The 25,542-nt window shown below is 57.1% G+C and carries 22 protein-coding genes and 2 tRNA genes; 13 read left to right on the top strand and 11 right to left on the bottom strand.

Annotated elements, in window-relative coordinates; all coding sequences use genetic code 11:
• Positions 1-364 precede the first annotated feature (364 nt).
• Positions 365-1,393 carry an efflux RND transporter periplasmic adaptor subunit gene (locus OR573_05710; GenBank protein XGA81675.1) on the top strand — a complete coding sequence of 343 codons (1,029 nt, stop codon included), beginning with the start codon at positions 365-367 and terminating at the stop codon, positions 1,391-1,393.
• On the top strand, positions 1,393-4,509 hold the full coding sequence (locus OR573_05705) for an efflux RND transporter permease subunit (GenBank protein ID XGA81137.1): 3,117 nt from the start codon (positions 1,393-1,395) through the stop codon (positions 4,507-4,509). The genes OR573_05710 and OR573_05705 overlap by 1 nt, the downstream gene beginning before the upstream one ends.
• Positions 4,510-4,585: 76 nt before the next feature.
• Here the strand turns inward: OR573_05705 and OR573_05700 are convergent, their stop codons facing one another.
• Positions 4,586-5,011, bottom strand: a complete 426-nt coding sequence (locus OR573_05700) for a DUF3617 family protein (protein XGA81136.1) — start codon at positions 5,009-5,011, stop codon at positions 4,586-4,588.
• Positions 5,012-5,163: 152 nt separating this feature from the next.
• Between OR573_05700 and OR573_05695 the strand changes: the two genes are divergently transcribed.
• The gene (locus OR573_05695) at positions 5,164-5,373 is read left to right on the top strand and encodes a CPXCG motif-containing cysteine-rich protein (protein ID XGA81135.1); all 210 of its coding nucleotides are present in this window, start codon (positions 5,164-5,166) and stop codon (positions 5,371-5,373) included.
• Positions 5,374-5,383: 10 nt separating this feature from the next.
• Here OR573_05695 and OR573_05690 read toward each other — a convergent pair whose 3' ends face one another.
• The 9 genes from OR573_05690 to hemA all read right to left on the bottom strand — a co-directional run bounded on the left by OR573_05690 (position 5,384) and on the right by hemA (position 14,244).
• Positions 5,384-6,226, bottom strand: a complete 843-nt coding sequence (locus tag OR573_05690) for an ABC transporter permease subunit (protein ID XGA81134.1) — start codon at positions 6,224-6,226, stop codon at positions 5,384-5,386.
• Positions 6,223-7,128: an ABC transporter permease subunit gene (locus OR573_05685; GenBank protein XGA81133.1), complete on the bottom strand. Its 906-nt coding sequence runs from the start codon at positions 7,126-7,128 to the stop codon at positions 6,223-6,225. Before OR573_05685 ends, OR573_05690 begins: the two co-directional genes overlap by 4 nt.
• Positions 7,129-7,143: 15 nt before the next feature.
• Complete coding sequence (potA, locus tag OR573_05680) at positions 7,144-8,325, bottom strand: polyamine ABC transporter ATP-binding protein (GenBank protein ID XGA81132.1); 1,182 nt, start codon at positions 8,323-8,325, stop codon at positions 7,144-7,146.
• Between the two features lie 133 nt (positions 8,326-8,458).
• On the bottom strand, positions 8,459-9,562 hold the full coding sequence (locus OR573_05675; GenBank protein ID XGA81131.1) for a polyamine ABC transporter substrate-binding protein: 1,104 nt from the start codon (positions 9,560-9,562) through the stop codon (positions 8,459-8,461).
• A 126-nt stretch (positions 9,563-9,688) separates the two neighbouring features.
• Positions 9,689-10,441: a molybdopterin-synthase adenylyltransferase MoeB gene (moeB, locus tag OR573_05670; GenBank protein XGA81130.1), complete on the bottom strand. Its 753-nt coding sequence runs from the start codon at positions 10,439-10,441 to the stop codon at positions 9,689-9,691.
• Between the two features lie 26 nt (positions 10,442-10,467).
• Complete coding sequence (locus tag OR573_05665) at positions 10,468-10,971, bottom strand: Lrp/AsnC ligand binding domain-containing protein (GenBank protein XGA81129.1); 504 nt, start codon at positions 10,969-10,971, stop codon at positions 10,468-10,470.
• Between the two features lie 20 nt (positions 10,972-10,991).
• Complete coding sequence (gene prmC, locus OR573_05660) at positions 10,992-11,849, bottom strand: peptide chain release factor N(5)-glutamine methyltransferase (GenBank protein ID XGA81128.1); 858 nt, start codon at positions 11,847-11,849, stop codon at positions 10,992-10,994.
• Positions 11,846-12,937 carry a peptide chain release factor 1 gene (prfA, locus tag OR573_05655; protein ID XGA81127.1) on the bottom strand — a complete coding sequence of 364 codons (1,092 nt, stop codon included), beginning with the start codon at positions 12,935-12,937 and terminating at the stop codon, positions 11,846-11,848. The genes prmC and prfA overlap by 4 nt, the downstream gene beginning before the upstream one ends.
• Positions 12,934-14,244 carry a glutamyl-tRNA reductase gene (gene hemA, locus OR573_05650; protein XGA81126.1) on the bottom strand — a complete coding sequence of 437 codons (1,311 nt, stop codon included), beginning with the start codon at positions 14,242-14,244 and terminating at the stop codon, positions 12,934-12,936. Before hemA ends, prfA begins: the two co-directional genes overlap by 4 nt.
• A gap of 171 nt (positions 14,245-14,415) precedes the next feature.
• Here hemA and OR573_05645 point away from each other — a divergent pair, with 171 nt between their 5' ends.
• The 9 genes from OR573_05645 to OR573_05605 all read left to right on the top strand — a co-directional run bounded on the left by OR573_05645 (position 14,416) and on the right by OR573_05605 (position 21,797).
• Positions 14,416-16,185: a tetratricopeptide repeat protein gene (locus OR573_05645; GenBank protein XGA81125.1), complete on the top strand. Its 1,770-nt coding sequence runs from the start codon at positions 14,416-14,418 to the stop codon at positions 16,183-16,185.
• A gap of 93 nt (positions 16,186-16,278) precedes the next feature.
• Entirely contained in the window at positions 16,279-16,920 is a 642-nt protein-coding gene (lolB, locus tag OR573_05640; protein ID XGA81124.1) for a lipoprotein insertase outer membrane protein LolB, read from the top strand.
• A gap of 10 nt (positions 16,921-16,930) precedes the next feature.
• Positions 16,931-17,809 carry a 4-(cytidine 5'-diphospho)-2-C-methyl-D-erythritol kinase gene (gene ispE / locus OR573_05635; protein XGA81123.1) on the top strand — a complete coding sequence of 293 codons (879 nt, stop codon included), beginning with the start codon at positions 16,931-16,933 and terminating at the stop codon, positions 17,807-17,809.
• An 80-nt stretch (positions 17,810-17,889) separates the two neighbouring features.
• A tRNA-Gln gene (locus OR573_05630) sits at positions 17,890-17,964 on the top strand.
• Positions 17,965-18,022: 58 nt separating this feature from the next.
• A complete protein-coding gene (locus OR573_05625) occupies positions 18,023-18,964 on the top strand; it encodes a ribose-phosphate pyrophosphokinase (GenBank protein XGA81122.1) in 942 nt (313 codons plus the stop codon).
• 109 nt (positions 18,965-19,073) lie between these two features.
• Positions 19,074-19,721, top strand: coding sequence for a 50S ribosomal protein L25/general stress protein Ctc (locus OR573_05620; protein XGA81121.1), 648 nt, complete (start codon positions 19,074-19,076; stop codon positions 19,719-19,721).
• A 119-nt stretch (positions 19,722-19,840) separates the two neighbouring features.
• On the top strand, positions 19,841-20,434 hold the full coding sequence (pth, locus tag OR573_05615) for an aminoacyl-tRNA hydrolase (protein ID XGA81120.1): 594 nt from the start codon (positions 19,841-19,843) through the stop codon (positions 20,432-20,434).
• Between the two features lie 116 nt (positions 20,435-20,550).
• Positions 20,551-21,642, top strand: coding sequence for a redox-regulated ATPase YchF (ychF, locus tag OR573_05610; protein XGA81119.1), 1,092 nt, complete (start codon positions 20,551-20,553; stop codon positions 21,640-21,642).
• A gap of 78 nt (positions 21,643-21,720) precedes the next feature.
• Positions 21,721-21,797 (top strand) — tRNA-Met (locus OR573_05605).
• Between the two features lie 74 nt (positions 21,798-21,871).
• On the opposite strand, the gene OR573_05600 is transcribed toward OR573_05605, so the two are convergent.
• Positions 21,872-23,191, bottom strand: coding sequence for a M18 family aminopeptidase (locus OR573_05600; protein ID XGA81118.1), 1,320 nt, complete (start codon positions 23,189-23,191; stop codon positions 21,872-21,874).
• 237 nt (positions 23,192-23,428) lie between these two features.
• On the opposite strand from OR573_05600, the gene OR573_05595 reads away from it, so the two are divergent.
• Positions 23,429-25,522, top strand: coding sequence for a carboxy terminal-processing peptidase (locus OR573_05595; GenBank protein ID XGA81117.1), 2,094 nt, complete (start codon positions 23,429-23,431; stop codon positions 25,520-25,522).
• Positions 25,523-25,542: the final 20 nt, after the last annotated feature.

Here is a 25,542-nt window from a genome sequence, read left to right as displayed (position 1 = left end):
AGATATTTGGCGGCTAGCCTACCAGTTGGCTTGGAATCTCACCAGCGTCAGACTGCTCAATAGCCGCAAGACACCCTGACCTGATGCATAGATAGGGAAAGTCGATAAGGCGGCTAAAATGTACATCAATCCATAAATGGTATAACTTATGTACAATATATTTTTTTGATGTGCACATCACCTCAAGTGATCAATCAAGCACAACGAAAGCGCTTTATTATCAATATTTAACTTTATTACCCAGGGTACCATGACGATTATGACGTGTTTTCCATTTCAACCCAGACAGCGATCTATCAGTCGATTACTTTTATTGGCATTGCGAACCAAGGCACTATTTATTTCCCTGCTTGCCCTGGCACTCATGAGTATCCAGGCCACTTGGGCACAGCAGCCACCGCCGCCGGTTATTGCCGCCAGGGTCGCCGTAACTGACTGGTCAGACCCGATCAAGGCGCTCGGCACCCTGGAAGCCGATGAAAGCATTACCCTGTCAGCAACAGTGACCGATACCATTACACAGATCAATTTCAGCGATGGCGAGCTGGTAGAAGCCGGTCAGCTGCTTATCCAGCTGAACGATAATGAAGAACAGGCCCAGCTCAGAGCGGCCAGAGCTCTAGAGGATGAGCGACGCAACGCGCTGAACCGCGTCACTCAGCTGCAGGAGCGTAACCTGTCTGCCCGTGCCGATGTGGAAGACAATCAGGCACGCCTGCGTCAGGCGTCCGCTGAAGCGGATGCCCTGGAAGCGCGCTTGACCAACTACCGGCTGACTGCCCCCTTTGACGGGCGCGTCGGCTTCAGGGACATCAGCCTGGGTGCCCTGGTCACGCCCGGCATGTCACTGGTCACCCTGGATAAGCTGGATATCATGCAGCTCGATTTCAACCTGCCTGAGGTCTACCTTGGCCAGTTGGAAGCCGGTTTGTCGCTCACCGCCACCAGCGCCGCTTACCCTGATGACGAATTTAAAGGTGAAGTGGCCACCATCGGCACCCGGGTTGATCCGGTCTCGCGCAGCGTAACGGTGCGCGCGGAAGTGGATAATCCTTCACTACATTTACGCCCCGGCATGCTGATGCAGGTCACCCTGGCCCCGACTGCCCGGGAAGCCCTGGTGATTCCTGAATCTGCCATTGTCCCGGAAGGTCAGAATCACTTTGTATGGCAGCTGGATGAAGACGATAGCAACCGGGTCAGCTGGCAGGAAGTCGAGATCGGCTCGCGACGCGAAGGCGAAGTCGAGATCATCAGCGGGCTGGACGGCGGTGATCTGGTCGTCGCCCACGGCACAGAGCGGGTTCGTGAAGGTCAGCAGCCTGAGCTTCTGGGCATCATGGATGACAGTACCAGCATTGCTGAACTGCTGCGCCGTGAGGAGTCGCGCTAATGGTTATTTCTGACCTTTCTGTCCAGCGGCCGGTACTGGCCACCGTACTGGCGGCACTGATTGTCGCCTTCGGCCTGCTTGCCCTGGAGCGCCTGCCGCTGCAGGAATACCCGTCCATTGATCCGCCGGTGGTGGGCATTGATACCCGCTACCCGGGCGCTTCGGCCAGTATTGTCGAGACGCGCATCACCCAACTGCTGGAAGACCGTATTTCCGGAGTGGAAGGCATTGAGGTCATCTCCTCAAGCAGCGAGGATGGCCGCTCAAGCATTAACGTTGAATTTAGCCTTGATATGGATATCGATGCCGCTGCCAATGATATCCGCGACCGGATTTCCGGCTCACTGGATAACCTCCCTGAAGAAGCCGACCCACCGGAAGTTCAGAAAGCTGATTCAAGCTCTGATGTGGTGCTGTGGATGAGCCTCTCAGGTGAGAACTACAGCATGGCGGAGCTGACCGATTACGCCGACCGCTATCTGGTGGACAGCCTGTCAGTTCTCCCCGGGGTATCTCAGGTACGTGTGGGTGGAGGGCGAGAATATGCCATGCGGGTCTGGCTGGATGCCGATGCCCTGTCGGCTCGCGAGCTCACCGTGGGCGATGTGGAACAGGTTCTGCGGGAGGAAAACGTAGAACTACCCGGCGGTGCAGTGGAATCTCAGGAGCGCCAGTTTATTGTCCGCCTGCCACGTAACTTCAGCACGCCGGAAGACTTTCGCTCCCTGGTGCTGGCAGAAAGCGACAGCGGCTACCTGATTCGCCTGGATGATGTGGCGCGGGTGGAAATTGGCTCGGTAGAGGAAAGAACCATCTTTCGCGGTAACGGCACGCCGCTGGTCGGGCTTGGTCTGATGAAGCAGTCAACCGCCAATGTGCTGGAAATTTCCCAGGGTGCTCAGGCTGAAATGGAACGCCTTCAGGCCACCTTGCCGGATGACATGTCACTCAGCCTGAACTTTGATGCATCGGTGTTTGTATCCGGTGCCATCAAGGAGGTGATGATCACCCTCCTGATCTCCATGGGTTTGGTAGTGATCGTGATCTTTGCCTTTCTGGGTAACATTCGCACCACCTTTATACCGGCGATCACGGTTCCCATTGCCTTGATTGGCACCTTTGCTGCTCTGGCAGTCATGGGTTTCACCATCAACCTGCTGACCCTGCTCGCCCTGGTGCTGGCCATCGGCCTGATTGTCGATGACGCCATTGTAGTACTGGAAAATATCCATCGACGCATGCAGGAATACGGTGAAACCCCTCTGGTTGCCGCCTTTCGTGGTTCACGCCAGATTGCCTTTGCGGTGGTGGCGACGACTCTGGTACTGATAGCCGTCTTTGTACCTTTAAGCTTCCTGCAGGGGGACATTGGCCGCCTGTTCTCGGAATTCGCCCTCACCCTGGCCGCCGCCGTGGCGCTATCCAGCGTGCTGGCACTGACCCTGACGCCGATGATGGCGTCGAAAATCCTCAGCGCCGATATGCACGAAGGTCCTATTGCCAGAGCCATTCACGCAACTCTGGATGCAGTACGCCGCATCTATCGGCGTATGTTGACAGGCGTATTAACTCTGCGCTGGCTGGTGGTTGTGGCTTTTTTTGCGCTGGTGGGCGCCATGCTCTGGCTCAACGAGCAGTTGCCCAATGAATATACCCCTCAGGAGGATCGTGGTAACTTTTTTGTCATCGTTAATGGTCCACCTGGCGCGACCTATTCCTATATGCTCGATTACATGGATGAAATCGAAGCGCGCATGCTACCCATGTTGGACGATGGCGAGGTCGAGCGGGTGCTGGTGCGGGCACCCCGCGGCTGGGGCAATATTGAAAACTTCAATGGCGGTTTCGTCATCGTCAACCTCGCCGATTGGGATGAGCGGCGTAGCGCCTGGCCCATCATGCAGGAGGTCCGTGAGTTGCTAAGTGACTTACCCGGCATCAGAGCTTTCCCGGTAATGCGACAGGGCTTTGGCGGCAGAACGGAAAAGCCAGTGCAGTTTGTACTCGGCGGGGGTACCTATGAGCAGCTTGCCGAGTGGCGCGACACCCTGATTGAGCATATCGAAAGCGACAACCCAAAGCTGACCAGGATTGACAGCGATTTCGAGGAAAATCAGCCTCAGCTCAGGGTAGATATCGACTATACCCGAGCTGCCGCGCTGGGCGTCACTATCACTGAAATTGGCCGCACCCTGGAAACCCTGCTCGGCGGGCGCAGCGTTACCCGCTATGTGGATGACGGCCAGGAATATGATGTGATTCTTGAAGCTGAAAGCGGTGCCAATCCAAGCCCCCGCTCGCTGGAAAATATCCGGGTACGCTCGGCGCGTTCCGGCGAGCTGATTCCGCTTGCTAGCCTGGTCACCCTGACCGACTTTGCCGGCCCCAGTAACCTCAACCGCTTTAACCGCTTGCGTGCCGTCACCATAGAAGCTGATCTGGTGGATGGCTACCCACTGGGTGAAGCGCTGGAATACCTTAATAATGCCGTCAGCGAGGTACTTCCTGCCGAGGCTCAGACAGATGTCAAAGGGGCTTCCCGGGATTATCAGGAAGCCAGTGGCGCGACAACCTTCCTGCTTGCCCTGGGCGTACTGGTGGTCTTCCTGGTACTCGCCGGGCAGTTTGAAAGCTTCGTCCACCCTTTCGTGATCATGCTGACAGTTCCACTGGCGATTAGCGGGGCGCTGTTTGCCCTATACCTCACCGGGCAGTCGCTGAACATCTATAGCCAGGTGGGGTTGGTCATGCTGATAGGTCTTGCGGCCAAGAACGGCATCCTGATTGTGGAATTCACCAATCAGTTGCGCGACCAGGGCTTTGAATTCAGAGACGCGCTGATTGACGCTTCCACCACGCGCCTGCGGCCGATACTGATGACCGCCATCACCACCATGGCGGGCGCCATACCGCTGATTATTTCTACCGGCCCAGGGGCTGAATCCCGCCTGGTGATCGGTACTGTTATTATGGCGGGGGTTGGCGCGGCGACACTATTTACTCTCTTTGTGGTGCCGGTTGCCTATGACCTGCTGGCACGCCGCACCAGTTCACCCAAGGCCATAAGCCATCAGCTGGAACGCGAACTGGCCAGCTCCCAGGAAGGGAACCATTAACATGCCATAAGCAAAACACCGCCTCACTTTTCAGTGGGGCGGTGTTTTCAGAGGGTCGTAACAAGGTTCAATCAGACTAGCAATCGCCGAGGCGCTCACCTTCGATGCGCGTATTCATGGTCATGGCGCCCATGGGCGATTCGGTCACGATATCCACGTCGCCCTCGATCTGTTCGCCCATAAAGCGCATTTCACCCTCGATAGTGGCTTCTCCACCATCAGCGCGGCAAATCATACTGTAGGATAAACCGTCGGCGTTCATGGTCTGATCAAGCAGCTCGCAACCTTGCTCTTCTTCAATAAACCCAAAATCAGCGCTATCAAGTTCTTCCTGGCTGATGCATTGGCGCTCAGTATTGGTCTGATTGGGAATATCGACGTCTGCGGTCACCTCAGTCACGCTGACAAACTCCCATTCACCCGGCGTCACATTAGGAGATTCCGCCTGGGCCGCCAAAGGAAGTGTCAAAGCCGCTGTGGCCAAAAAGATACGAAAAGACATGTTATCCTCACTGTGTTAAATGATGTTAGTAAGTCATCGTAACCGATTCGGCGCCAGGATGCGCCCCCGCCATCATCGTTGACTATACTTCTACTCGACTTTATTCCAGCTGCTCCAATTTTTTCACTCAACAACAATTTCAAGGAGCTCTTATGTACGATGATGCGCTAATCTCGTATGAGATTGACTGCCCTTACTGCGCCACCCCCATGACGCTTTTGATTGATGCCTCTCAAGGTAGCCACACCACCTGGGAAGATTGCCAGCGATGCTGCGCCCCCATCCAGCTGGAGGTGACCGTATCCCCGGTTTCCGGCGAACTTGAACAGATACGCTACGGGCGCGATGACGACGTGCTTTAATCGCACGGAATTACTGGCTTTCAGCTTCCTGCAGCGCCAGACGACGTTTTTTCTCCTTGCGATGCATCAACCACCAGGCAATCAGGGTCGCCACCGACACCACCAGAATAATCAGCGTGGCCAGGGCGTTGATTTTCGGGGATACCCCCATGCGTACCGATGAAAACACCACCATGGGCAGCGTATTGGCACCCGGGCCGGACACGAAGCTTGCAATCACCAAGTCATCCAGCGACAGGGTAAACGCCAGCAGCCAGCCTGCCGCCAGGGCAGGTGAAATGACCGGCAGGGTAACGGTAAAGAAGGTTTTCAGCGGCGGCGAACCCAGATCCATCGCCGCCTCTTCAATCGAACGGTCGATTTCACGCAGACGGGCCGCGACGACGACCGCCACATAGGCGCTACAGAAGGTAGTGTGAGCGATCCAGATGGTGGCCATCCCGCGATCCGTCGGCCAACCAATTAGCTGGGCCATCTGCACAAACAGCAGCAACAGCGAAAGCCCGGTAATCACTTCCGGCATCACCAGAGGCGCCGTGACCATACTGGAAAGCGCTGTTTTGCCGCGAAACTTGCCAAAGCGCGTCATTACAAAGGCTGCGACCGTTCCCAGACACACCGCCATGCTGGCCGCCAGGAAGGCAATCCGCAGGCTTGTCCACACTGCCGAGAGAATCTGCCTGTCAGCAAACAGCTCGCCATACCACTTGGGCGAGAACCCGGCCCAGACGGTCACCAGCTGGGATTCATTGAATGAATACACCACCAGCACCCCCATGGGCAGGTACAGAAAGAGCAAGCCAAGCACCAGCATGACGGTCGTAAAGTCCGGGCGTTTAAAGAGCAGCCTCATTTTTCCAACTCCCGCGACTGGTAGCGATGAAACATGACAATCGGAATCAACAGCAGCAACAGCATCACCATCGCCAGGGCGGAGGCGACGGGCCAATCACGGTTGAGGAAGAACTCTTCCCACAGTACCTTGCCGATCATCAGCGTATCCGGCCCGCCCAAAAGCTCAGGAATCACAAATTCTCCTACCGCAGGAATGAATACCAGCATGGAACCGGCAATAATGCCGCCGGTTGAAAGCGGCAGCGTAATCTTGATGAAGGTGTTGAATTTACGCGACCCCAGATCTGAAGCGGCTTCCAGTAACGCATTGTCCAGCCGGGCAAGGTGGGCATAGAGCGGCAGCACCATAAACGGCAGATAGGCATAAACGATGCCGATAATCACCGCCAGCTGGGTATTCATCATTTGCAGCGGGGTTTCAATCACGCCTAACCACAGCAGGGTGTTATTGATCAGGCCTGAGTTACTCAAAATCCCCATCCAGGCATACACCCGGATCAGAAAAGACGTCCAGGACGGCAGCATGACCAGCAGCAGCAAGATCAACTGCCAGCGCGCGGAAGCACGTGCCATGGCATAGGCCATGGGGTAACCCAGCAGCAGACACACCAGGGTGGCCACAAAGGCTGTCTTGATCGAGCCCCAGTAGGCAGCGATATAAAGTGAGTCACTGAGCAGAAAAAGATAATTGCCCAGATTGAGAAAAACCTGCAGCGTCTGATCGGCATATTCGACCAGCGGGCCATAGGGTGGAATACTGATCGCCGCTTCAGACAGGCTGATTTTCAACACCAGCGCGAAGGGCATCAGAAAAAACAGCGTCAGCCACACAAGCGGCAGCGCAATGACCGCACGACGCCCCAGTTTTAACCGCTTGAGCCAGACTTTGATTGGCTGCATGCTGATTGCCCCTCCCTAGCGGTTCAACACAATCGGGCTGTGATCTTCCCAATAGACGTAGACAGCGTCTTCCCAGGTAGGACGGTCACCGCGACGCTTGGTATTGGCCATGCTGACCTTGATCAGCTGGCCCAGATGAGTGCGGATGTAATACAGCGAAAAACCACCCAGGTAGGCAATGTCTTCTACCACGCCCTGCTCCCAGTTGTAGTCACCTTCGGGCTTATCGCGGGTCAGCCAGATCTTTTCCGGTCGCAGCGCTGCCCACACCCGCAGGTTGTCTGCCTGGGTGGTAATCCCATGATCGATAAACACGGGCCGCTCAAGCACCGGTGAATCAATCCGGCAATGGTCAGCCGCATCCATGGCAATCTCACCTTCGAACATATTTACCGTACCGACAAACTCAGCAACCATACGGCTTGCCGGGCTTTCGTAGATATCCACCGGCGATCCCACCTGCTCTATCCAGCCATCGCTCATAATCGCCACGCGATCCGCCATGGTCATGGCTTCTTCCTGGTCGTGGGTGACCATGATGCAGGTCACCCCGACCTGCTCGATGATTTCCACCACTTCCAGCTGCATTTCAGTACGCAGCTTTTTATCCAGCGCCCCCATGGGTTCATCCAGCAACAATAGCTTGGGGCGCTTGGCCAACGAACGCGCCAGTGCCACCCGTTGGCGCTGACCGCCAGAAAGCTGATGAGGTTTGCGCTTGGCCAGGCGCTGCATATGGACCAGCTTGAGCATGTGCGCTACGCGTTCATCCACTTCCTGTTTGGGCAAGCGATCCTGCTTCAGACCGAAGGCAATATTCTGGGCAACGCTGAGATGCGGGAATAGTGCATAGGACTGGAACATCATGTTGATCGGGCGCTTGTGCGGCGGCATCTGGGTAATGTCTGTGCCATCCAGCACGATGCGCCCTTCACTGGGTGCTTCAAACCCGGCCAGCATGCGCAGCAGGGTCGATTTTCCCGACCCGGAGCCCCCCAGCAAGGCAAAGATCTCCCCGCGCTTGACCTGCAGATTGACATCGTCCACCGCCACGGCATCATCAAAACGCTTGCTGAGCCGGTTGACCTTAAGGACGATATCTTCACGAAAGCGCGGTGCTTTGCCCGGCGCACGCTGGGCAGCTGGAGACGTGTTCGTTAACCCCGCACTTGCGTCCGGCAAGGGTGTTGTGGCCATGCCTACTCCCCCAATCGTGCCATCCAGGTCAAGCCTGCATGGCACTCAAACTGAAAGCGGGCTTTTCAGCCCGCCGCGATCAATATCAGAGACATCAGAATCAGAGTTATCCAAATCCAAAGTACACGACAGCTTAGCGCCCGGATTTCACCCGGTTCCAGATACGCGTACGCGCGCGCTGAACGTCCTGCGGTTTTTCAGCAATGACATACAGGTTTTCCATCACCTCGTCGCTGGGGTAAATCGCACGGTCGTTGAGAATGTCTTCCGGCAGGAATTCATCCGCTGCCGCATTGGGGTTGGCGTAGCGGACATACTCGGTAATTTCAGCGGCAATCTCGGGTTCGAGAATAAAGTTGATAAAGGCGTGGGCATTGTCAGGATTAGGCGCATCCGCCGGCACCGCCATCATGTCGAACCAGAGCTCGGCGCCTTCCTTGGGGATGGAGTAGGCAATGGTAAAATCACGACCGGCTTCTTCGGCGCGATCCGCCGCCTGGAAGACATCACCGGAATAACCAGCAGCCACGCAGATATTGCCGTTTGCCAGGTCAGATACATAGCGCGAAGAATGGAAGTAGGTCATGTTGTCACGCACGGAAGCAATCAGATCTCCTGCTGCCTGCAGGTCGTCCATGTCATTGCTGTGCGGGTCAAGACCCAGGTAGGCAAGCGCCGGTGTCAGCATTTCAGAGCCGGAATCCAGCATTGACAGCCCGCAGCCCGCCTCGGCCAGCTGGGTGGTAATATCGGCATCGAACAACAGCGCCCAGCTATCCAGCGGCGCATCGTCGCCAAGAATCTCGGTCACTCGGTCCCGGTTATAGCCAATCCCGTTGGTGCCCCACATGTACGGCACCGAGTAACGGCTGCCTTCATCGACCACATCAAGGTTCTGCAATAGCTGGCTATCAAGATTATCCAGATTGGGGAGTTTGTCGTGATCCAGTTCCTGATAGACGCCTGCCTTGATCTGGCGGGTCAGGAAATAGGTAGAGGGAACAACGACGTCATAGCCTGAGCGCCCTGACAGCAGGGCAGCATCCAGCACTTCGTTGCTGTCAAACACGTCGTAGACAACGTCGATACCGGTCTGCTCGGTAAATTTATCCAATGTTTCCGGGGCAATGTAGTCTGACCAGTTGTATACCCGTACTTCATTGGCCTGGGCGGTGGCTGCCGCTGTGGCCAAGGTGGCGGCCACAACGGCTGCGGAAAGTTTGTGTAGCTTACCCATCAAGACATCTCCTCTTGTGTCTCTTGTGTTCCGTGATGACCGCCAGATTCTGCGATGCTCTTACCCCTATCGCAAGTTTAGGGCCAAAAATTCTCGTGTTTGAAAGTATTCGCCAGGCGGAAATACTCAGCTATTGCCACACGCCGGGCAGGCCGGATCGCGCGGCACCTGAAAATGGCGCCATTGGCCACTCAAGCCATCAAAGGTGGCCAGGCCCTGGTGAGCACGGCCCGCGCCACTCAACAACTTGAACGCCTCCACCGCCTGAAAGCAGCCGATCAGCCCGACCAAAGGCGCCATCACGCCGCTTTCGGCACAGGAAAGTGCTTCGTCGCCGCTGCCGTCGTCCGGATAAAGACAGGCGTAACAAGGGCTATCGGGCAAGCGTGGGTCAAACACCGCCAGCTGGCCGGAAAAACGGATGGCCGCCCCGGAAACAAGCGGCACACCGGCGGCCAGGCAGGCGGTATTGATTGCGTAGCGGCTGGAAAAGCGGTCGGTGCAGTCCAGCACCACATCGGCTGAGGCGGCCAGCGCCGCCAACCGCTGCCTGTCAGCATGTTCTTCCAGCGCCACGATCTGGCAGCCGGGGTTGACCGCCTGGGCACTTTGCGCCGCTGAAGCCGCCTTGTTGCGCCCCAGATCCGCCTGTTGATGGGCAATCTGGCGCTGCAGGTTGGAAAGCTCAACCACATCTGCATCGACAATCGTCAACCTGCCGACTCCAGCCGCGGCGAGGTAAAGCGCCACGGGCGAGCCCAGGCCACCGGCGCCGATAATCAGCGCATGGGCGTCATTCAGCCGCTGCTGACCGTCGATCTCCACTTCCGGCAGCATGATCTGGCGGCTGTAACGTAATAAGGCCTGGTCATCCATCATCCTGGCGAACTCCTCTCCACAGGGCTTTAATGCTTATCATCAAGCTCCTCAAGCTCGGGTATATGCAGGCTGAAGCTTTCTTTAACTTCCTCCATCACCACATAGCTCTTGGATTCCTTCACGCCCGGCAGGGTTAGCACCACATCGCCCAGCAGCTGACGATAAGCCGACATTTCCGGAATCCGGCATTTCAGGATGTAGTCAAACTGGCCGGACACCAGATGGCACTCCTGAATTTGCGGCAACTGCTCAACGGCGCGCCGAAACTCGTCAAACACTGCCGGTGACTGGGTTTCCAGGCTGATTTCAACAAACACCAGAAGATTGGCCTTCAGCGCCTGAGGGTCGAGCAGGGCCTGATAGCCACGAATAATCCCCGAGCGCTCAAGGCGCTTGACCCGTTCCAGGCAGGGCGTGGTGGAAAGGCCAACTTCAGCGGCCAGGTCAACATAGGAAATGCGCGCGTTTTCCTGTAGGCAGCGCAAAATTTTGAGATCAATACGGTCCAGCGTTCTGTTTTTTGATTTCATGGCAAGATCCAATAAAGGCATCACGGCGATGTCATAAAGCAGCCAAGCGTAACCCGTTCCTGGCCTGCCAGGTCACACAGGCTTTCAACGTTTTCATAACCGGCACTTATGAATGCCTGACGCACGGCAGCTGCCTGGGTATAGCCATGCTCCAGCAGCAGACAGCCTTCCGGGTGCAGAAACCCTTGTGCAGATTTGATCAGATGGTGAAGGTCGGCCATGCCCTGATCCGCCGCCACCAGCGCTGAGCGCGGCTCAAAACGCACATCGCCCTGCTCAAGATGAGGGTCGTTTTCGGCAATATAGGGAGGGTTAGCCACAATCAGATCAAAGCGGGCAGGTGCTGCGGTGCTGGCCAGTGCAGTAAACCAGTGGCTGTACACAAAGGTGGCGTTGGCGATACCCAGCCGTCGGGCATTGCCTTCGGCCAGTTCAACCGCCTCACGGCGGATATCTACGCCCACCACCTGCCAGCCGGGGCGCTCACTGGCAAAGGCCAGCGCAATGGCGCCGGTGCCAGTGCCCATATCAAGCAGCGCGCCTGACCCATGAGGCGCGCGCTGCAAGGCAGCCTCTACCAGGGTCTCGGTATCCGGGCGGGGAATCAATGTCTGGCGGGAAGTTGCCAGCGCAAGCCCCCAGAACTCACGTTCTCCGGTCAGATAAGCGATAGGCTGCCCTTGTGCACGGGCAGCGACCAAGGCCGCAAAACGCGCCTGAACCCAGGTATCACACGCCTGATCTCCCCAGGTGTACAGCCAGGTTCGCTCACGCCCCAGGCAATGGGCCAATAGCACTTCGGCATCCAGGCGGGGCGTGAGCGAACCTGCGGCGCTCAGGCGCAGGCTTGCCTCAATCAGCAGCGCATCCAGGGTCATTCGCCGCCCTGTAGGGCCGAGAGCTGTTCAGCCTGGTATTCATGAATCAAGGGGTCAATCACATCGTCGAGCTGCTCACCGCTGATGACTTCATTCAACTTGTAAAGCGTCAGGTTAATACGGTGGTCGGTAATCCGCCCCTGAGGATAGTTATAGGTACGGATACGTTCACTGCGATCACCGGAGCCAACCAGTGAACGGCGCTCATCGGCCTGGGACTGACGCTGGGCGTCCTCGGCGCTCTGCTTGAGCCGCGCTGCCAGCAGCGACATGGCCTTGGCGCGGTTTTTGTGCTGGCTGCGCTCTTCCTGACACTCCACCACAACGCCGGTGGGCAGGTGGGTAATACGAATGGCAGAATCCGTGGTGTTGACGTGCTGCCCACCTGCCCCGCTGGAGCGGAAGGTATCCACACGCAAATCGGCTGAATTGATATTGATATCGCCGACATCATCTACTTCAGGCATGACCGCCACGGTGCAGGCAGACGTGTGAATACGCCCCTGGGATTCCGTTGCAGGCACGCGTTGAACTCGGTGTGCGCCGGATTCAAACTTCAGGTTAGCGTAGACGCTATCCCCCTTGATACGCGAAATGATTTCCTTGTAGCCGCCCATTTCACCGTGACTGGCGCTGATAACCTCAACCTTCCAGCCGCGTTTTTCAGCATAGCGGGAGTACATCCGAAACAGATCGCCCGCAAACAGTGCGGCTTCATCGCCCCCTGTGCCTGCGCGAATTTCCAGAAACACGCCGCGGCCATCGTCCGGGTCTTTGGGCACCAGTAGACGCTTGAGCTCAATTTCAAGCGCCTCCAGCTTGTCACGCCCTTCATACAGCTCCATTTCCGCCAGCTCACGCATGTCAGCGTCGCTGTCGCGCATCAGCTGTTCGGCAGCATCGATATCACCTTCGATATCACGGTAGCGCTGCCAATGGGACACCAGGGCTTCCAGCTCAGAATACTCACGCGAATAATCGCGGAAGCGCTGCTGATCGTGAATCACATCAGGCTCTGATAACAGCAGCGACAGCTCTTCAAAACGTTCTACAAAACTATCCAGACGTTGGCGCAGCGACTCTTTCATGCGGGTGAATTATCCTTCTGGCGGCGCTTGGCGGCAGGTGGGGTTTCAAAAGCGGCTTTGGCCGGCAGCAATAAACGCGGTGCAGCGGCCAGCAGTGCATGCTCCTCGACAGAGGCAGCATCACGGATCGACTGGGTCGGCTGGTGCATCAGGCGATTGGCCAGCTGATGGGCCAGACGCTCGACCACTGCGGCAGGGTCTTCACCGCGGGCCAGGCGCTCCAGCGCCTGATCCCGTGTCATGTCACGCAGTGATTCACCGTGCTGGCGATATTCACGTATCAGGTGGCCACCAAGGCGCACCCGGCGTTCATGCTGCCAGCTGCTGACACCGTGTTCGATCAGCGATTCGGCCTGATCTGCCGCCACCTGACGATGGCGACGATTTTCCTCAATCACTTCTTCCAGATCGTCCACGGTGTACAGAAATACATCCGCGAGTTCGCCAACTTCCGGCTCGATATCCCGTGGTACGGCAATATCCACCATGAACACCGGCCGGTGACGACGCTTCTTAAGGGCGCGCTCCATCATGCCCTTACCCACAATCGGCAAGGGCGCGGCGGTAGAGGAAATCACAATGTCAGCATGTTCCAGCGCATCGGGAATTTCCGACAGCGTGATGGCATTGCCTCCAAGCGCAGCCGAAATCCCCTCAGCCCGTTCGCGGGTGCGGTTGGCGACGGTCAGCTGGCGCACCCCGGCTTCACTCAGGTGGCGGGCCACCAGTTCAATGGTTTCGCCCGCACCAATGAGCAGCGCCCGTGAACGGCTGAAGTCATCAAAAATGCGGCTGGCCATGCTCACCGCCGCATAGGCCACTGAAACCGGGTTCTTACCGATCCCGGTTTCGGTGCGCACCTGTTTGGCGACGGCAAAGGTGTGTTGAAACAGGCGCTCAAGTTCGCCCCCCAGCCCACGCGCATCACGCGCCTGCTGGTAGGCATCCTTGAGTTGGCCCAGAATCTGCGGTTCACCCAGCACCATGGAATCCAGCCCCACGGCCACGCGCATCAAATGACGCGCTGCATCACCATCCAGATAATGATAGGCGCAGCGCGCCAGTTCATCGACATGCAGGTTGTGAAAGCGTCCTAGCCATTTAAGTACGGTTTGCTCGCCAGCAGCGTCTGTCACACAGTAGAGCTCGGTGCGATTACACGTCGATAACACCGCCGCCTCACTGATTTGTGGCAGACTACGCAATTCCTCCAGCGCACGTTCAAGCTGCGCCGGCGTGAAAGCGACCTGCTCGCGCACGGCAACCGTGGCGGTACGATGATTAATTCCCAAGGCAAGAAGCGTCATGCGTTGTGCGTCTTCGCTAGTGTGTCGGTCTGAAACGTGAGATGGATGCTTGCTGATGCAAAATATTGAGGCGATGATTCTATCACAATCCACCCTCAACAGGCCCATACCACTTTGCCATCTTCCTGCAAGCCGCTATGCTGGACATCCGGCCAACGAATCGAGGGATGCATGCCACGCTCAAGTGCTGTTCAACACACCCCATTTCCCGCCATGGCCATTGTTCTTATAACGATGCTGATGCTGGGAGGCTGTCAGCTGGTCGCCAACTCGTCCAGCTCGTCTTCCTTTACCGTGGCCGATGACAACCCACTGCAAAACGCGCCGCCTATCACCCAAGGCCTTGATGCTGAAGGCCTGAGCCTATTGCTCGGCGCCGAACTGGCTGCTCAGCGTGGCGACTACCAGCGTGCAAGCCAGGGCTACCTGGATGCCACCCAGCGCTATCCTGTCGCCGCCCTGGCCGAACGCGCCACCTTTACCGCGCGTTACAGTGATGCCCCTGAGCTTCTGCTCACCGCTACCCGCCGCTGGCAGGCACTGGCCCCGGATACCACTGCGCCGAACCGTTTGCTGGCCGCTATTGCCCTGCAGCAAGGGCAGTGGGTTGAAAGCCTTGAACAGCGCCTGGCCATTGCCCAGGCGGGAGAAGATACCGACCTGACTGCTCTTGCGGAATTTGCCATCGCTGAAAACGGCCCTCTTCCTGCCCTGCTTGAGCGCCTGCGCGCCTATGTATCCACACAGGACGCCGCAAGCCTGCAAAGCGACCCCCTGATTGCGACCGCCCTGCTGGAAATCGCCTTGGGCGATACCCAGGCGGCTGAAGCCAATCTGGAGGCCGCCAGGGCACAGGGTGGCAACGGCCGCCCACTGTGGCTGGCCGTTGCACGCCTGGGGCTGGAAACCCAGGACTACACAAAGGCGCGTCAGGCTGCCCGTCAGGGGCTTGCCGATAACCCGGAAGATGTCCGCTTCATTCTGTTGCTGGCTCAAGCGGAAATTCGCCTGGGTAATATCGACGCTGCACAGCAACAAACCGATCAGCTGCTTGAAAATCATCAAGGCGGTGATGAACTGCGCCTGGCGCTCTCCCAGCTTTATCTGGATGAAGGCTATCCCGAACCCGCTCAACAATTGCTGCAACCTTTTATAGGCCAACCGCAAATCCCGGACCTTGTCTATATCCTGCTGGGCGAAATCGCCCTGGCCGAGCAGGAAATTGATAACGCCCTGCTTTACTTCCGCCAGGTTGGCGAAGGTGATGAATTCATCCCTGCCCGCGCCCGAGCGGCTGGCATGTTGATCGACAACCAGCGCCTTCTGGATGCCCGGGCGTTTCTGCGCATTGAGCGCATGGCGCATGATGAGTATTACAACAGCCTGTTGACGCTGGAAATACAGCTGCTTGATGAATATGGCCAGAGCCAGGAAGCCGACCAACTGCTTGACCGCGAACTGGCCCGCACGCCGGATGACAGCACCTTGTTATATCAACGCGCCATGCGGGCCTGGGAAGCCGGAGACCTGGAGCAGATGGAAGCTGACCTCAAGCGTCTGCTGGCCAATGAGCCGGACAACGCCAATGCGCTGAACGCCCTGGGCTATACGCTGGCAGATGAAAACCTTGACGGACGCCTTGACGAAGCCCAGCGTCTGATTGAACGTGCCTACGAACTGGCGCCCAATGACCCTGCCGTACTGGATAGCATGGGCTGGGTCTATTACCGCCAGGGCCAACCTCAACGTGCACTTGACTGGCTACAGCGCGCTTTTGCGGCCATGCCGGATCAGGAAATAGCCGCCCATCTGGCTGAAGTACTGCATGCACTAGGCCGCAACGAAGAAGCCCGTGAACTAATCGACGCCCTGATGCGTCAGACCAGCGAGCATCCTGCTATTGATGAACTGTTGGAGCGGCTGCCCAGCCTGGCGCCCTGATATTTACACCACAGGGCTTACACTGCTGGGCTTACCTCGCTGATTTGTCCACACGCTCTCTGCCCACACGCTACTTTTTTGAATGGAGTCAAGATGCCTACCCTCGCCATCCCGCACATCCTGCGCCGCTTTTCACCCAGCGGCTTTACCACCATCATACTGTCGCTTGCCCTGCTCACTGGCTGCGCCACATCAACACCTGTCGATGATGGCAGCCGCCAGTCCGGCCAGTGGGAATCCCAGCAAGCATCACTGGAGGCCCTGGAAACCTGGAAGCTGGCCGGCAAGGCGGGTTTGCGCTCCCCTGAAGAAAACACCAGCGCCAACCTCGACTGGAACCAGTACCCGCATTACTTTCGCCTGCTGGTCAGCGGCCCCTTTGGTGGTGGGCGCACCGTACTTGAAGGCCGCGAAGGACGCTTCAGCCTGACCAACAACGAAGGACGCTTTGAAGCTGAATCCCCCGAGGCCTTGATGGAAGAGCAGCTGGGCTGGTCGCTGCCCGTCAGCGCCATGCCCTTCTGGGTGCGTGGCCTGCCGGATGAAGAACAAAGCTATCAGCTCGAAACCGACGAACTTGGCTTCCCCAGCCACCTGACCCAGGACGGCTGGACGATTGACTATCGCGACTGGGAACGCACCGACGAACTCTGGCTGCCCCGCCGTCTGGTAATGGAGTATGACGAGGTGAGAATTACCCTGGTGATCAATCAATGGCAACCGGATAGCCAATAAGGGCCCCAGTATGCAAGTGTCTCCCCCAGCAGCTGCCGCACACACTCTGAGACTCCCCGCTCCGGCCAAGCTTAATCGGCTATTGAATATCGTTGGCCAGCGTGCGGATGGCTATCACGAGTTACAGACCCTGTTCCAGCTGATTGACCTGTGCGATACGCTGACTTTCACGCTGCGCCAGGATGGCCAGCTGGTACTGCGCGATGATCTTGCTGATATCGCCAGCGAGGACAATCTGGTAATGCGCGCCGCCCGCCTGTTACAAGACACCACGGGCTGCCCCCTTGGCGCTACCCTGGCCATTGAAGACAAAACACTACCCATGGGAGGCGGCCTGGGAGGTGGTAGCTCAAACGCCGCCACCACCCTCGTCGGCCTTAACCAGCTGTGGCAACTCGGCCTTTCTCCTGATCAGCTTGCCGAGCTGGGTTTAAGGCTGGGCGCCGATGTGCCGGTCTTCATACATGGCACCAGCGCCTGGGCAGAAGGGATTGGCGAACGGCTCACCCCGGTCACTCTGGATACGCCCTGGTTTGTGGTCATTCACCCAGGGGTTAGCGTTTCAACGCCTGAGGTGTTCAAGGATCCACAATTGACACGCAACACGCCGCCTATTACCATGGCGCGCGCATTGCAGGGGGGAGCGTCGTCATGGCGCAATGACTGTGAAGCCGTGGTTACTCGGGCTTATCCGCCAATTGCGGCAGCCATCGAGTGGCTTGGGGGCTTCGCAGACACACGTTTGACCGGCACGGGCGCCTGTATTTTTGCTGGTTTTACACACCAGGCAGAGGCTGTTGATGTTGCCAACAAGGCACTTGAGCATTGGCCCGCCTGGGTAGCCAAAGGGCTGAATCGCTCTCCTCTCCATGTTGCTCTGGGTGACTGAACGCACCCTGTGCTGAATCTGGCACTGATATTGCTGATACTGGTCGAATGATTTCTGGCCAGTCAGGCAGTTCATCCTGCTGGGGTATCGCCAAGTGGTAAGGCACCGGTTTTTGGTATCGGCATTCCCAGGTTCGAATCCTGGTACCCCAGCCAACTCAGCATTAAATGGCGTTCTCTCCCACGAATCTCAACACTGCAAAGGTGGCTGCGCGTGTCAAAATTGATGGTTTTCGCCGGGAACGCCAATCCCGAGCTCGCTCGTAAGGTTGCTGACAGCCTTGACAGCCGCATGGGTAATGCGACAGTCGGACAGTTCAGCGACGGTGAAATCGCGGTTGAAATCAACGAAAACGTGCGCGGTAAGGATGCTTTCATCCTGCAGTCTACCTGTGCACCGACCAATGACAACCTGATGGAAATGATCCTGATGGTGGATGCCCTGCGCCGCGCTTCGGCAACGCGTATCACGGCGGTAATGCCCTACTTTGGCTATGCCCGCCAGGATCGCCGGGTACGCTCCGCTCGGGTTCCCATCTCGGCCAAGGTCGTGGCTGACATGATGGTCAAAGCGGGCGTGGATCGCGTCATGACCATGGATCTACACGCCGACCAGATTCAGGGGTTCTTCGACGTGCCGGTCGACAACGTCTACGGCTCACCCATCCTGCTTGATGACATCGAACGCCAGAATTACAGCGATCTCGTGGTTGTCTCACCGGATGTAGGCGGCGTTGTACGTGCCCGTGCCATTGCCAAGCAGCTGAATGCCGATCTGGCGATTATTGACAAGCGTCGCCCCCAGGCCAACCAGGCCCAGGTCATGCACATCATTGGCGAAATTGAAGGTCGCACCTGTGTCGTCGTTGACGACATGATTGATACAGCGGGAACGCTGTGCAAAGCCGGTGAGGCCCTTAAAGACCACGGCGCCAAGCGCGTGGTCGCCTACGCGACTCACCCCATTCTTTCCGGACCGGCAGTCGACAACATCGTCAATTCCGTGCTGGATGAAGTGGTAGTGACCGACACTATCCCGCTTTCAGATACCGCACGCCGCAGCGGGCGCATCCGCCAACTCAGCGTTGCCGGCCTGATTGCGGAAGCCATTCGTCGGGTGAGTAACGAAGAATCTGTCAGCGCCATGTTCCACTGATGTGATCATCAGAGCCTGACATACACGGCTCTATTTCAGAGCTTCTGGGAACGCTGTCGTCTGGTCGCGGGCGGCAGCGTTTCCTTACTTTAACCAAGAGGCAACCAACATGTCCGATTTTATCCTTAACGCCGATATTCGCCACGACCTGGGGAAAGGTGCGAGCCGCCGCCTGCGTCGTGCGAATCAGCAGGTTCCTGCCGTTGTATACGGTGGTACTCAGGAGCCGCAGTCGATTTCGGTTGAAAAAACCGCTTTTTACAAAGCTATCGAAGATGAGTCCTTCTTCTCCTCAGTAATCACGCTGGTGATTGAAGGCAAGAAGCAGCAGGTAGTTGTGCGTGACCTGCAGCGCCATCCGTTCAAGCCCCTGCTGACTCACGCTGACTTCCTGCGCGTTGATGCTACCCATGAAATCACCATGAGCGTGCCGCTGCACGTGGCTGGCGAAGACACCTGTGTCGGCATCAAGGATCAGGACGGCGAACTCCACGTCCTGGCCAACGAAGTGGCCATCAGCTGCTTGCCGAAGGATCTGCCTGACTACCTGGAAATCGACATTTCCGCCGTAGAGGTAGGCACGACGCTGCACCTGTCTGACCTGACCCTGCCAGCAGGCGTTACTTCTGTTGATCTGTCCCACGGCGAAGATCACGATAACGCCATTCTCAGCGTCACCAAGGTCAAGGTACGTGGTGGTGATGAAGAAGAAAGCGACAGCGAAGGTGAAAGCACTGAAGGCGATAACGCTGAATAAGCGCTTGCCTGGGGCCATGCCAACCATGGCCCCTTTTCAGTATCATGATCAAGCGCCTCTGGCGCTTGATTTTTTTTGCCGTCTGGACAGCCCCAACCTAACGCCATGAGGAACTAAGGATGAGCCACGTATCGGCCTTGATCGGCCTGGGTAACCCCGGCCCCGAGTATGCTGCCACACGCCACAATGCTGGCGCCTGGGCAGTCGACGCTGTGGCCCGTGCGGCCAACGCCCAACTGCGCCCGGAAAAGAAGTTTCTCGGCCTCTATGCCAAGGTCAACTTTTCTGGCCATACGCTACACCTGCTTAATCCGACAACCTTCATGAACCGCAGTGGCGCTTCAGTGGCCGCCCTCTGTCAGTTTTTCAAGCTCTCACCTGAACAGCTTCTGATTGCCCATGACGAACTTGACCTGCCTGCCGGGCAGGCGCGCTACAAGACCGGCGGTGGCCACGGCGGCCACAACGGCCTACGCGACATTATCAGTGCCCTGGGCAATCAAAAGCAGTTTCACCGTTTACGTATTGGCATTGGCCATCCGGGTAGCGCCAATCAGGTCGTCAACTACGTGCTGGGGCGCCCGGGTAAAAGCGAGCAACTAGCCATTGAACAAGCGCTTGATGAATGCCTGGCCACCCTGCCGCTGGCGCTTGGCGGCGATTGGGCCAATGCCATGAATCGCCAGCATCGTTTTTCGGCGGTACCCGAATGACGCCTCAGTGGCAGGCGCTGCTTAGTGTATTCAGCGGTGTCGCGTAGAATGCCTGGCAAACCGTCTTATTGACTGCTTTTCAACTTACTTCATCGAACACTTTTCAGGAAACACTCATGGGCTTTAACTGCGGTATCGTCGGCCTGCCGAACGTCGGCAAATCCACCTTGTTCAATGCACTTACCAAATCTGGCATTGATGCAGAAAACTTTCCGTTCTGCACCATTGAGCCTAACGTCGGTATCGTCCCCATGCCGGACCCACGGCTCGACAAGCTCGCAGAGATTGTCAAACCCCAGAAAGTCATTCCGACGACCATGGAGTTTGTCGATATAGCAGGGCTGGTGGCAGGCGCCTCCAAGGGCGAAGGTCTGGGCAACAAGTTTCTCGCCAACATCCGTGAAACTCAGGCCATTGCCCATGTGGTGCGCTGCTTTGATAACGATAACGTCATTCACGTTGCCAACCAGATTGACCCTCGGGCCGATATTGAAACCATCAACCTTGAGCTCGCCCTGGCCGATCTGGATACGGTCGAAAAAGCCAGCCAGCGGCTGGTGCGCGTGGTAAAAGGCGGCGACAAGGATGCCATCGCCACCAAAGCCGTGCTGGACAAGATTCAGCCGCATCTGGCCGAAGGCATGCCACTGCGCAGCTTCGGGCTCAGCGATGATGAAAAGCAACAGGTCAAAAGTTTTGGCTTTCTGACCCTCAAGCCCACCATGTACATTGCCAACGTCAATGAAGACGGCTTTGATAACAACCCCTACCTTGATGTGGTCAATGACATTGCCGCTGAAGAAGGCGCCATCGTTGTGCCGGTATGCAACCAGATTGAAGCGGAAATCGCCGAGCTCGACGACGATGAACGCGCCATGTTCCTGGATGAGATCGGCATGTCCGAGCCTGGCCTTGACCGGGTCATTCGCGCCGGTTACGCCCTCTTGGGGCTGCAGACCTACTTTACTGCCGGCGTGAAAGAAGTACGCGCCTGGACAGTCAAGGAAGGTGCCAGCGCACCAGAAGCTGCAGGCGTCATTCACACCGATTTCCAGAAAGGCTTTATCCGCGCTGAAGTGATCGCCTATGACGATTTTGTCACCCTGGGTGGCGAACAGGGTGCCAAGGATGCCGGTAAATGGCGGCTGGAAGGCAAGGAATATATCGTCAAAGATGGTGATGTGATCCACTTCCGCTTCAACGTCTAGACGGGCCACCTGCCTGGCACAAGACGGAAAAGACTTGACGCCGATAGAAATGCTGAGTAATATCCGCCTCCGTTGAATGGCTACGTAGCTCAGCTGGTTAGAGCACATCACTCATAATGATGGGGTCCCCTGTTCAAATCAGGGCGTAGCCACCATATTCCAGAAAGCCCGCTGAAATTTCAGTTTACTGAAACGCCAGCGGGCTTTTTTGTGTCGGCAGAAAGCGTTATCAGCTTTCGACCAGCCCCAGGCTGGCGCGGTTATAGAAGGCCGTCAGCGCCCGCACCAGATACTCTACATCCTGGCTTCCTGCGGTTTCACGAATCGAATGCATCGCCCACTGCGGCACGCCCACATCCACCGTTGGCACCCCCACCTGAGTGGCCGTAATTGGCCCGATAGTGCTCCCGCAGCCCATATCCGCACGGGTCACAAACACTTGCACCGGCACGTCGGCTTCACAACAGAGATCGCGGAACAGCGCGCTGGTGGCACTGTTGGTGGCATAGCGCTGATTGGCATTCACCTTGATGACCGGGCCTGCATTGATCAAGGGGCCGTGCTGTTCGTCATGCTTGTCGCGAAAATTGGGGTGCAGAGCGTGGGCGTTGTCACAGGAAACCATGCAGGACGACTGAACCAGCTGAATCAGAGACTCCTCGCTACCGCCGCCCAGCTGGGCATTCAGGCGGCTTAGCACATCGCCCAGAAACGGCCCCTGGGCACCGCAGGCACTGGCACTTCCCACTTCTTCATGGTCGTTGGCCACTAGGAGCGCACCTTGCTGGCCATCATTGGCAAGTAACGCCTCCAGGCCGATAAAGCACGACAGCAGATTATCCAGCCGAGCGCTGGCAAGCAGCGATTGCTCAACGCCGATCAGCGACGGCGCCTGCAGATCATAAAAACTCAATTCAAAATCGACGATATCGGCGTTTTCAATCGCATGCTGTGCCTGAATCCAGGCCTGCAGCAGGCTGTTAAGGTCCTGTTGATCGTCCTGCATCAAGACCGGCGCCATCTGGGTCTGAGGGTTGATCGCGCGACCGTTGTTGGCTTCGCGATCAAGGTGAATCGCAAGGCTCGGCAGGATAGCCACCGGCTCAGCAACATCCAGTAAGACACTGGTCAGACGTCCATCCGGCTGACGCAGATGCACCCGGCCGGCAATGCCCAGGTCACGATCGAACCAGGGCGCCAGCAAGGCACCACCATAGACCTCAATGCCTAACTGTAACCAGCCAGCACTGCGCTGAGTTGCGTTGGGCTTCAGGCGTAGGCCTGGGCTATCGGTATGAGCCCCGACCATACGCAAGTCTTTCAGCACTCCACCTTCAGGCAACTGAAAGGCAATGATGGATGAATCATTACGGGTCACGTAGTAACGCTTGCCTGCTTCCAGCTGCCAGCTGGCGGTTTCCTGCAGCCGTTGGTAACCCGCCGCCTCCAGGCGCAGCGCCATATTGCGGGTAGCATGCCAGGGGGTTGGCGATGCCTGTAAAAACGCACACAGCCGATCCAGCAGGCCAGACTTTAAAATGTGTGACATGAAAATCCTCTTAACAACGATGAAGTAGTCTCAGCAACGCACAAGAGCTGTTACAATACTTGTCTGTTTCATGCAAGTATTCAGGTAACTGTTATTGCAGCAGATAAACGACGTGGTTGGTTAACGGCCGTGATTGGCTGCATTTCGCAACTCCATTTCGCAACTCAGCGGCAGATTGTCAGTCATATAAAGCATGCAGTCTGTACGAGTTTACACAAATCCAGGAGAGCTTGATTAATGAGCTGGTTTGCAACTCTTACGCGCTCGGTGACCTTGGCGACCGCGCTGACCTTTATAAGTCCAGCGCTATGGGCACTGGAACCCACCGATGAGCAGCGTGAAGTCGCCGTTGAAATTGCGGACTCCTTGCGCTATAGCCACTACGCTGACATCACCTTCGACGATGACTGGTCTTCAGAAGCCTTTCAGCGCTATCTGGACAACCTCGACGGCCAGCGCCTGTATCTGTTGGAAAGTGATATCGCGCCTTATCGGCACCTCGAAACACAGATGGCTGATCTGATCTTCGAAGGCGATATCGATGACGCCTTTGCCTTGCACGAACGTTCCAACGAACGCCGTGAAGCCCGCCTGAACTGGCTGCTTGAGCGCATCGACGAGGGACTGGACTATCAGTTCGATAGTGATGAGCGCCTCGAAATTGACCGTGAAGAGGCCAACTGGGCCAGCAATATCAGTGAGCTTGACGCCCTGTGGGAAAAACGTCTGCAGAATGCTGCCCTGACGCTAGTACTCGCAGAGCAGGACAACGAACAGATTGAGACCACACTGCGCCAACGCTACGAAGGACAGCTTTCGCGGGTTGAACAAACCGAAGCTGAAGATGTGTTCGGCCTGCTGATGGCAGCGGTCACCGGCACCGTGGACCCCCACACCAGCTACCTTTCACCGCGCCAGGGAGAATCCTTTGATATCCAGATGAGCCTGTCGCTGGAAGGTATTGGCGCCATGCTTCAGGCCGACGGCGAATACGTCAAGGTTGCCAGCCTTGTGCCAGGCGGCCCTGCTGACCAGGCCGGTGTACTGGATCCAGCCGACCGTATTGTCGCGGTTGGCCAGGAAGACGAAGAAGATCTGGTGAATGTTATCGGCATGCGCCTGGATAACGTTGTCGACCTGATTCGCGGCCCCAAGGGCAGCGTGGTGCGTCTGGAAGTCATCCCCGCTCAGGCCGTTGATGTTACGCGTACTCAAGTGGTCGAGATCACCCGTGACACCGTGAAACTTGAAGACCAGGCCGCACAAAGTGAAGTCATTGAGCTGGAACGTGATGGCCAACAGCACAAGGTCGGTGTGGTCACCGTGCCCACCTTCTATGTCGATTTTGAAGCCTGGCAAGCAGGTGAAGATGACTATCGCAGTACCACTCGCGATGTCGCCAAGGAAATCACTGCCCTCAAGGAAGCCGGCGTAGAAGGCATTGTACTGGATCTACGTGACAACGGCGGCGGCGCATTACAGGAAGCCAACAGCCTACTTGGCCTGTTTATCGATCGCGGCCCGACCGTTCAGGTACGTGATGCCAGAGGGCGCATACAGCTATACGGCGACAGTGACGCGGGCACCCATTACGATGGCCCATTAACGGTGCTTACCAACCGCTTGTCGGCCTCTGCGTCAGAAATCTTTGCCGGCGCCATTCAGGATTATGGCCGTGGCATTGTGGTGGGCTCCCCCACCTTTGGCAAAGGCACCGTGCAGACGCTGAGCGATCTTAGCCATGGTGAAATCAAGATCACGCGTGCCAAGTTCTACCGCATTTCAGGTGACAGCACCCAGAATCGCGGCGTTGAACCGGATATTCGCTTCCCGATGGATATTGATCCGGAAAGAATCGGCGAAAGCAGCCTTGACCATGCACTGGCGTGGGATTCCGTTCAAAACGTGCAGTATCGCCGCTACGGGGAGCCGGAAAACTACCTTGATACATTGATCAATCGCTACCGGGCGCGCGCTGAAGATAACCCCAACTTCCTCTACCTTGAGCGTCAGACAGAGCTTTCACGCCAGCTGCGTGAGCAGCACACCAGCGTCAGCCTGAACCGCGAACAGCGCAAAAGGGAGATGCAGGCCCAGGAAGCCGAACAGCTTGCTCTGGAAAACCAGCGGCGCATTGCGCTTGGCGCCCAACCATTGGAAGAATGGACCAGCGCCCAGGTAGACAGCGAGGAAGAAAATGGCAGCGAGCAGGCAAAAGAAGAGGAGGAAGACGTCATGCCGGCTGAACGCGCCCAGGTGCTGGAAGCTGCTGAAATTCTTCTTGACTATGCTCAGCTGCAGACAGCTCAGCGCCTAGCCAACCGGGAGTGATCAAAACGGGCTGAGCGTTT

Origin of the sequence: Halomonas sp. CH40, assembly GCA_041875495.1 — a bacterium.
Taxonomy (GTDB): Bacteria; Pseudomonadota; Gammaproteobacteria; order Pseudomonadales; family Halomonadaceae; genus Vreelandella.
Note: the sequence above shows the minus strand (reverse complement) of the source record. Positions and strands in the feature narration are given on the sequence as shown.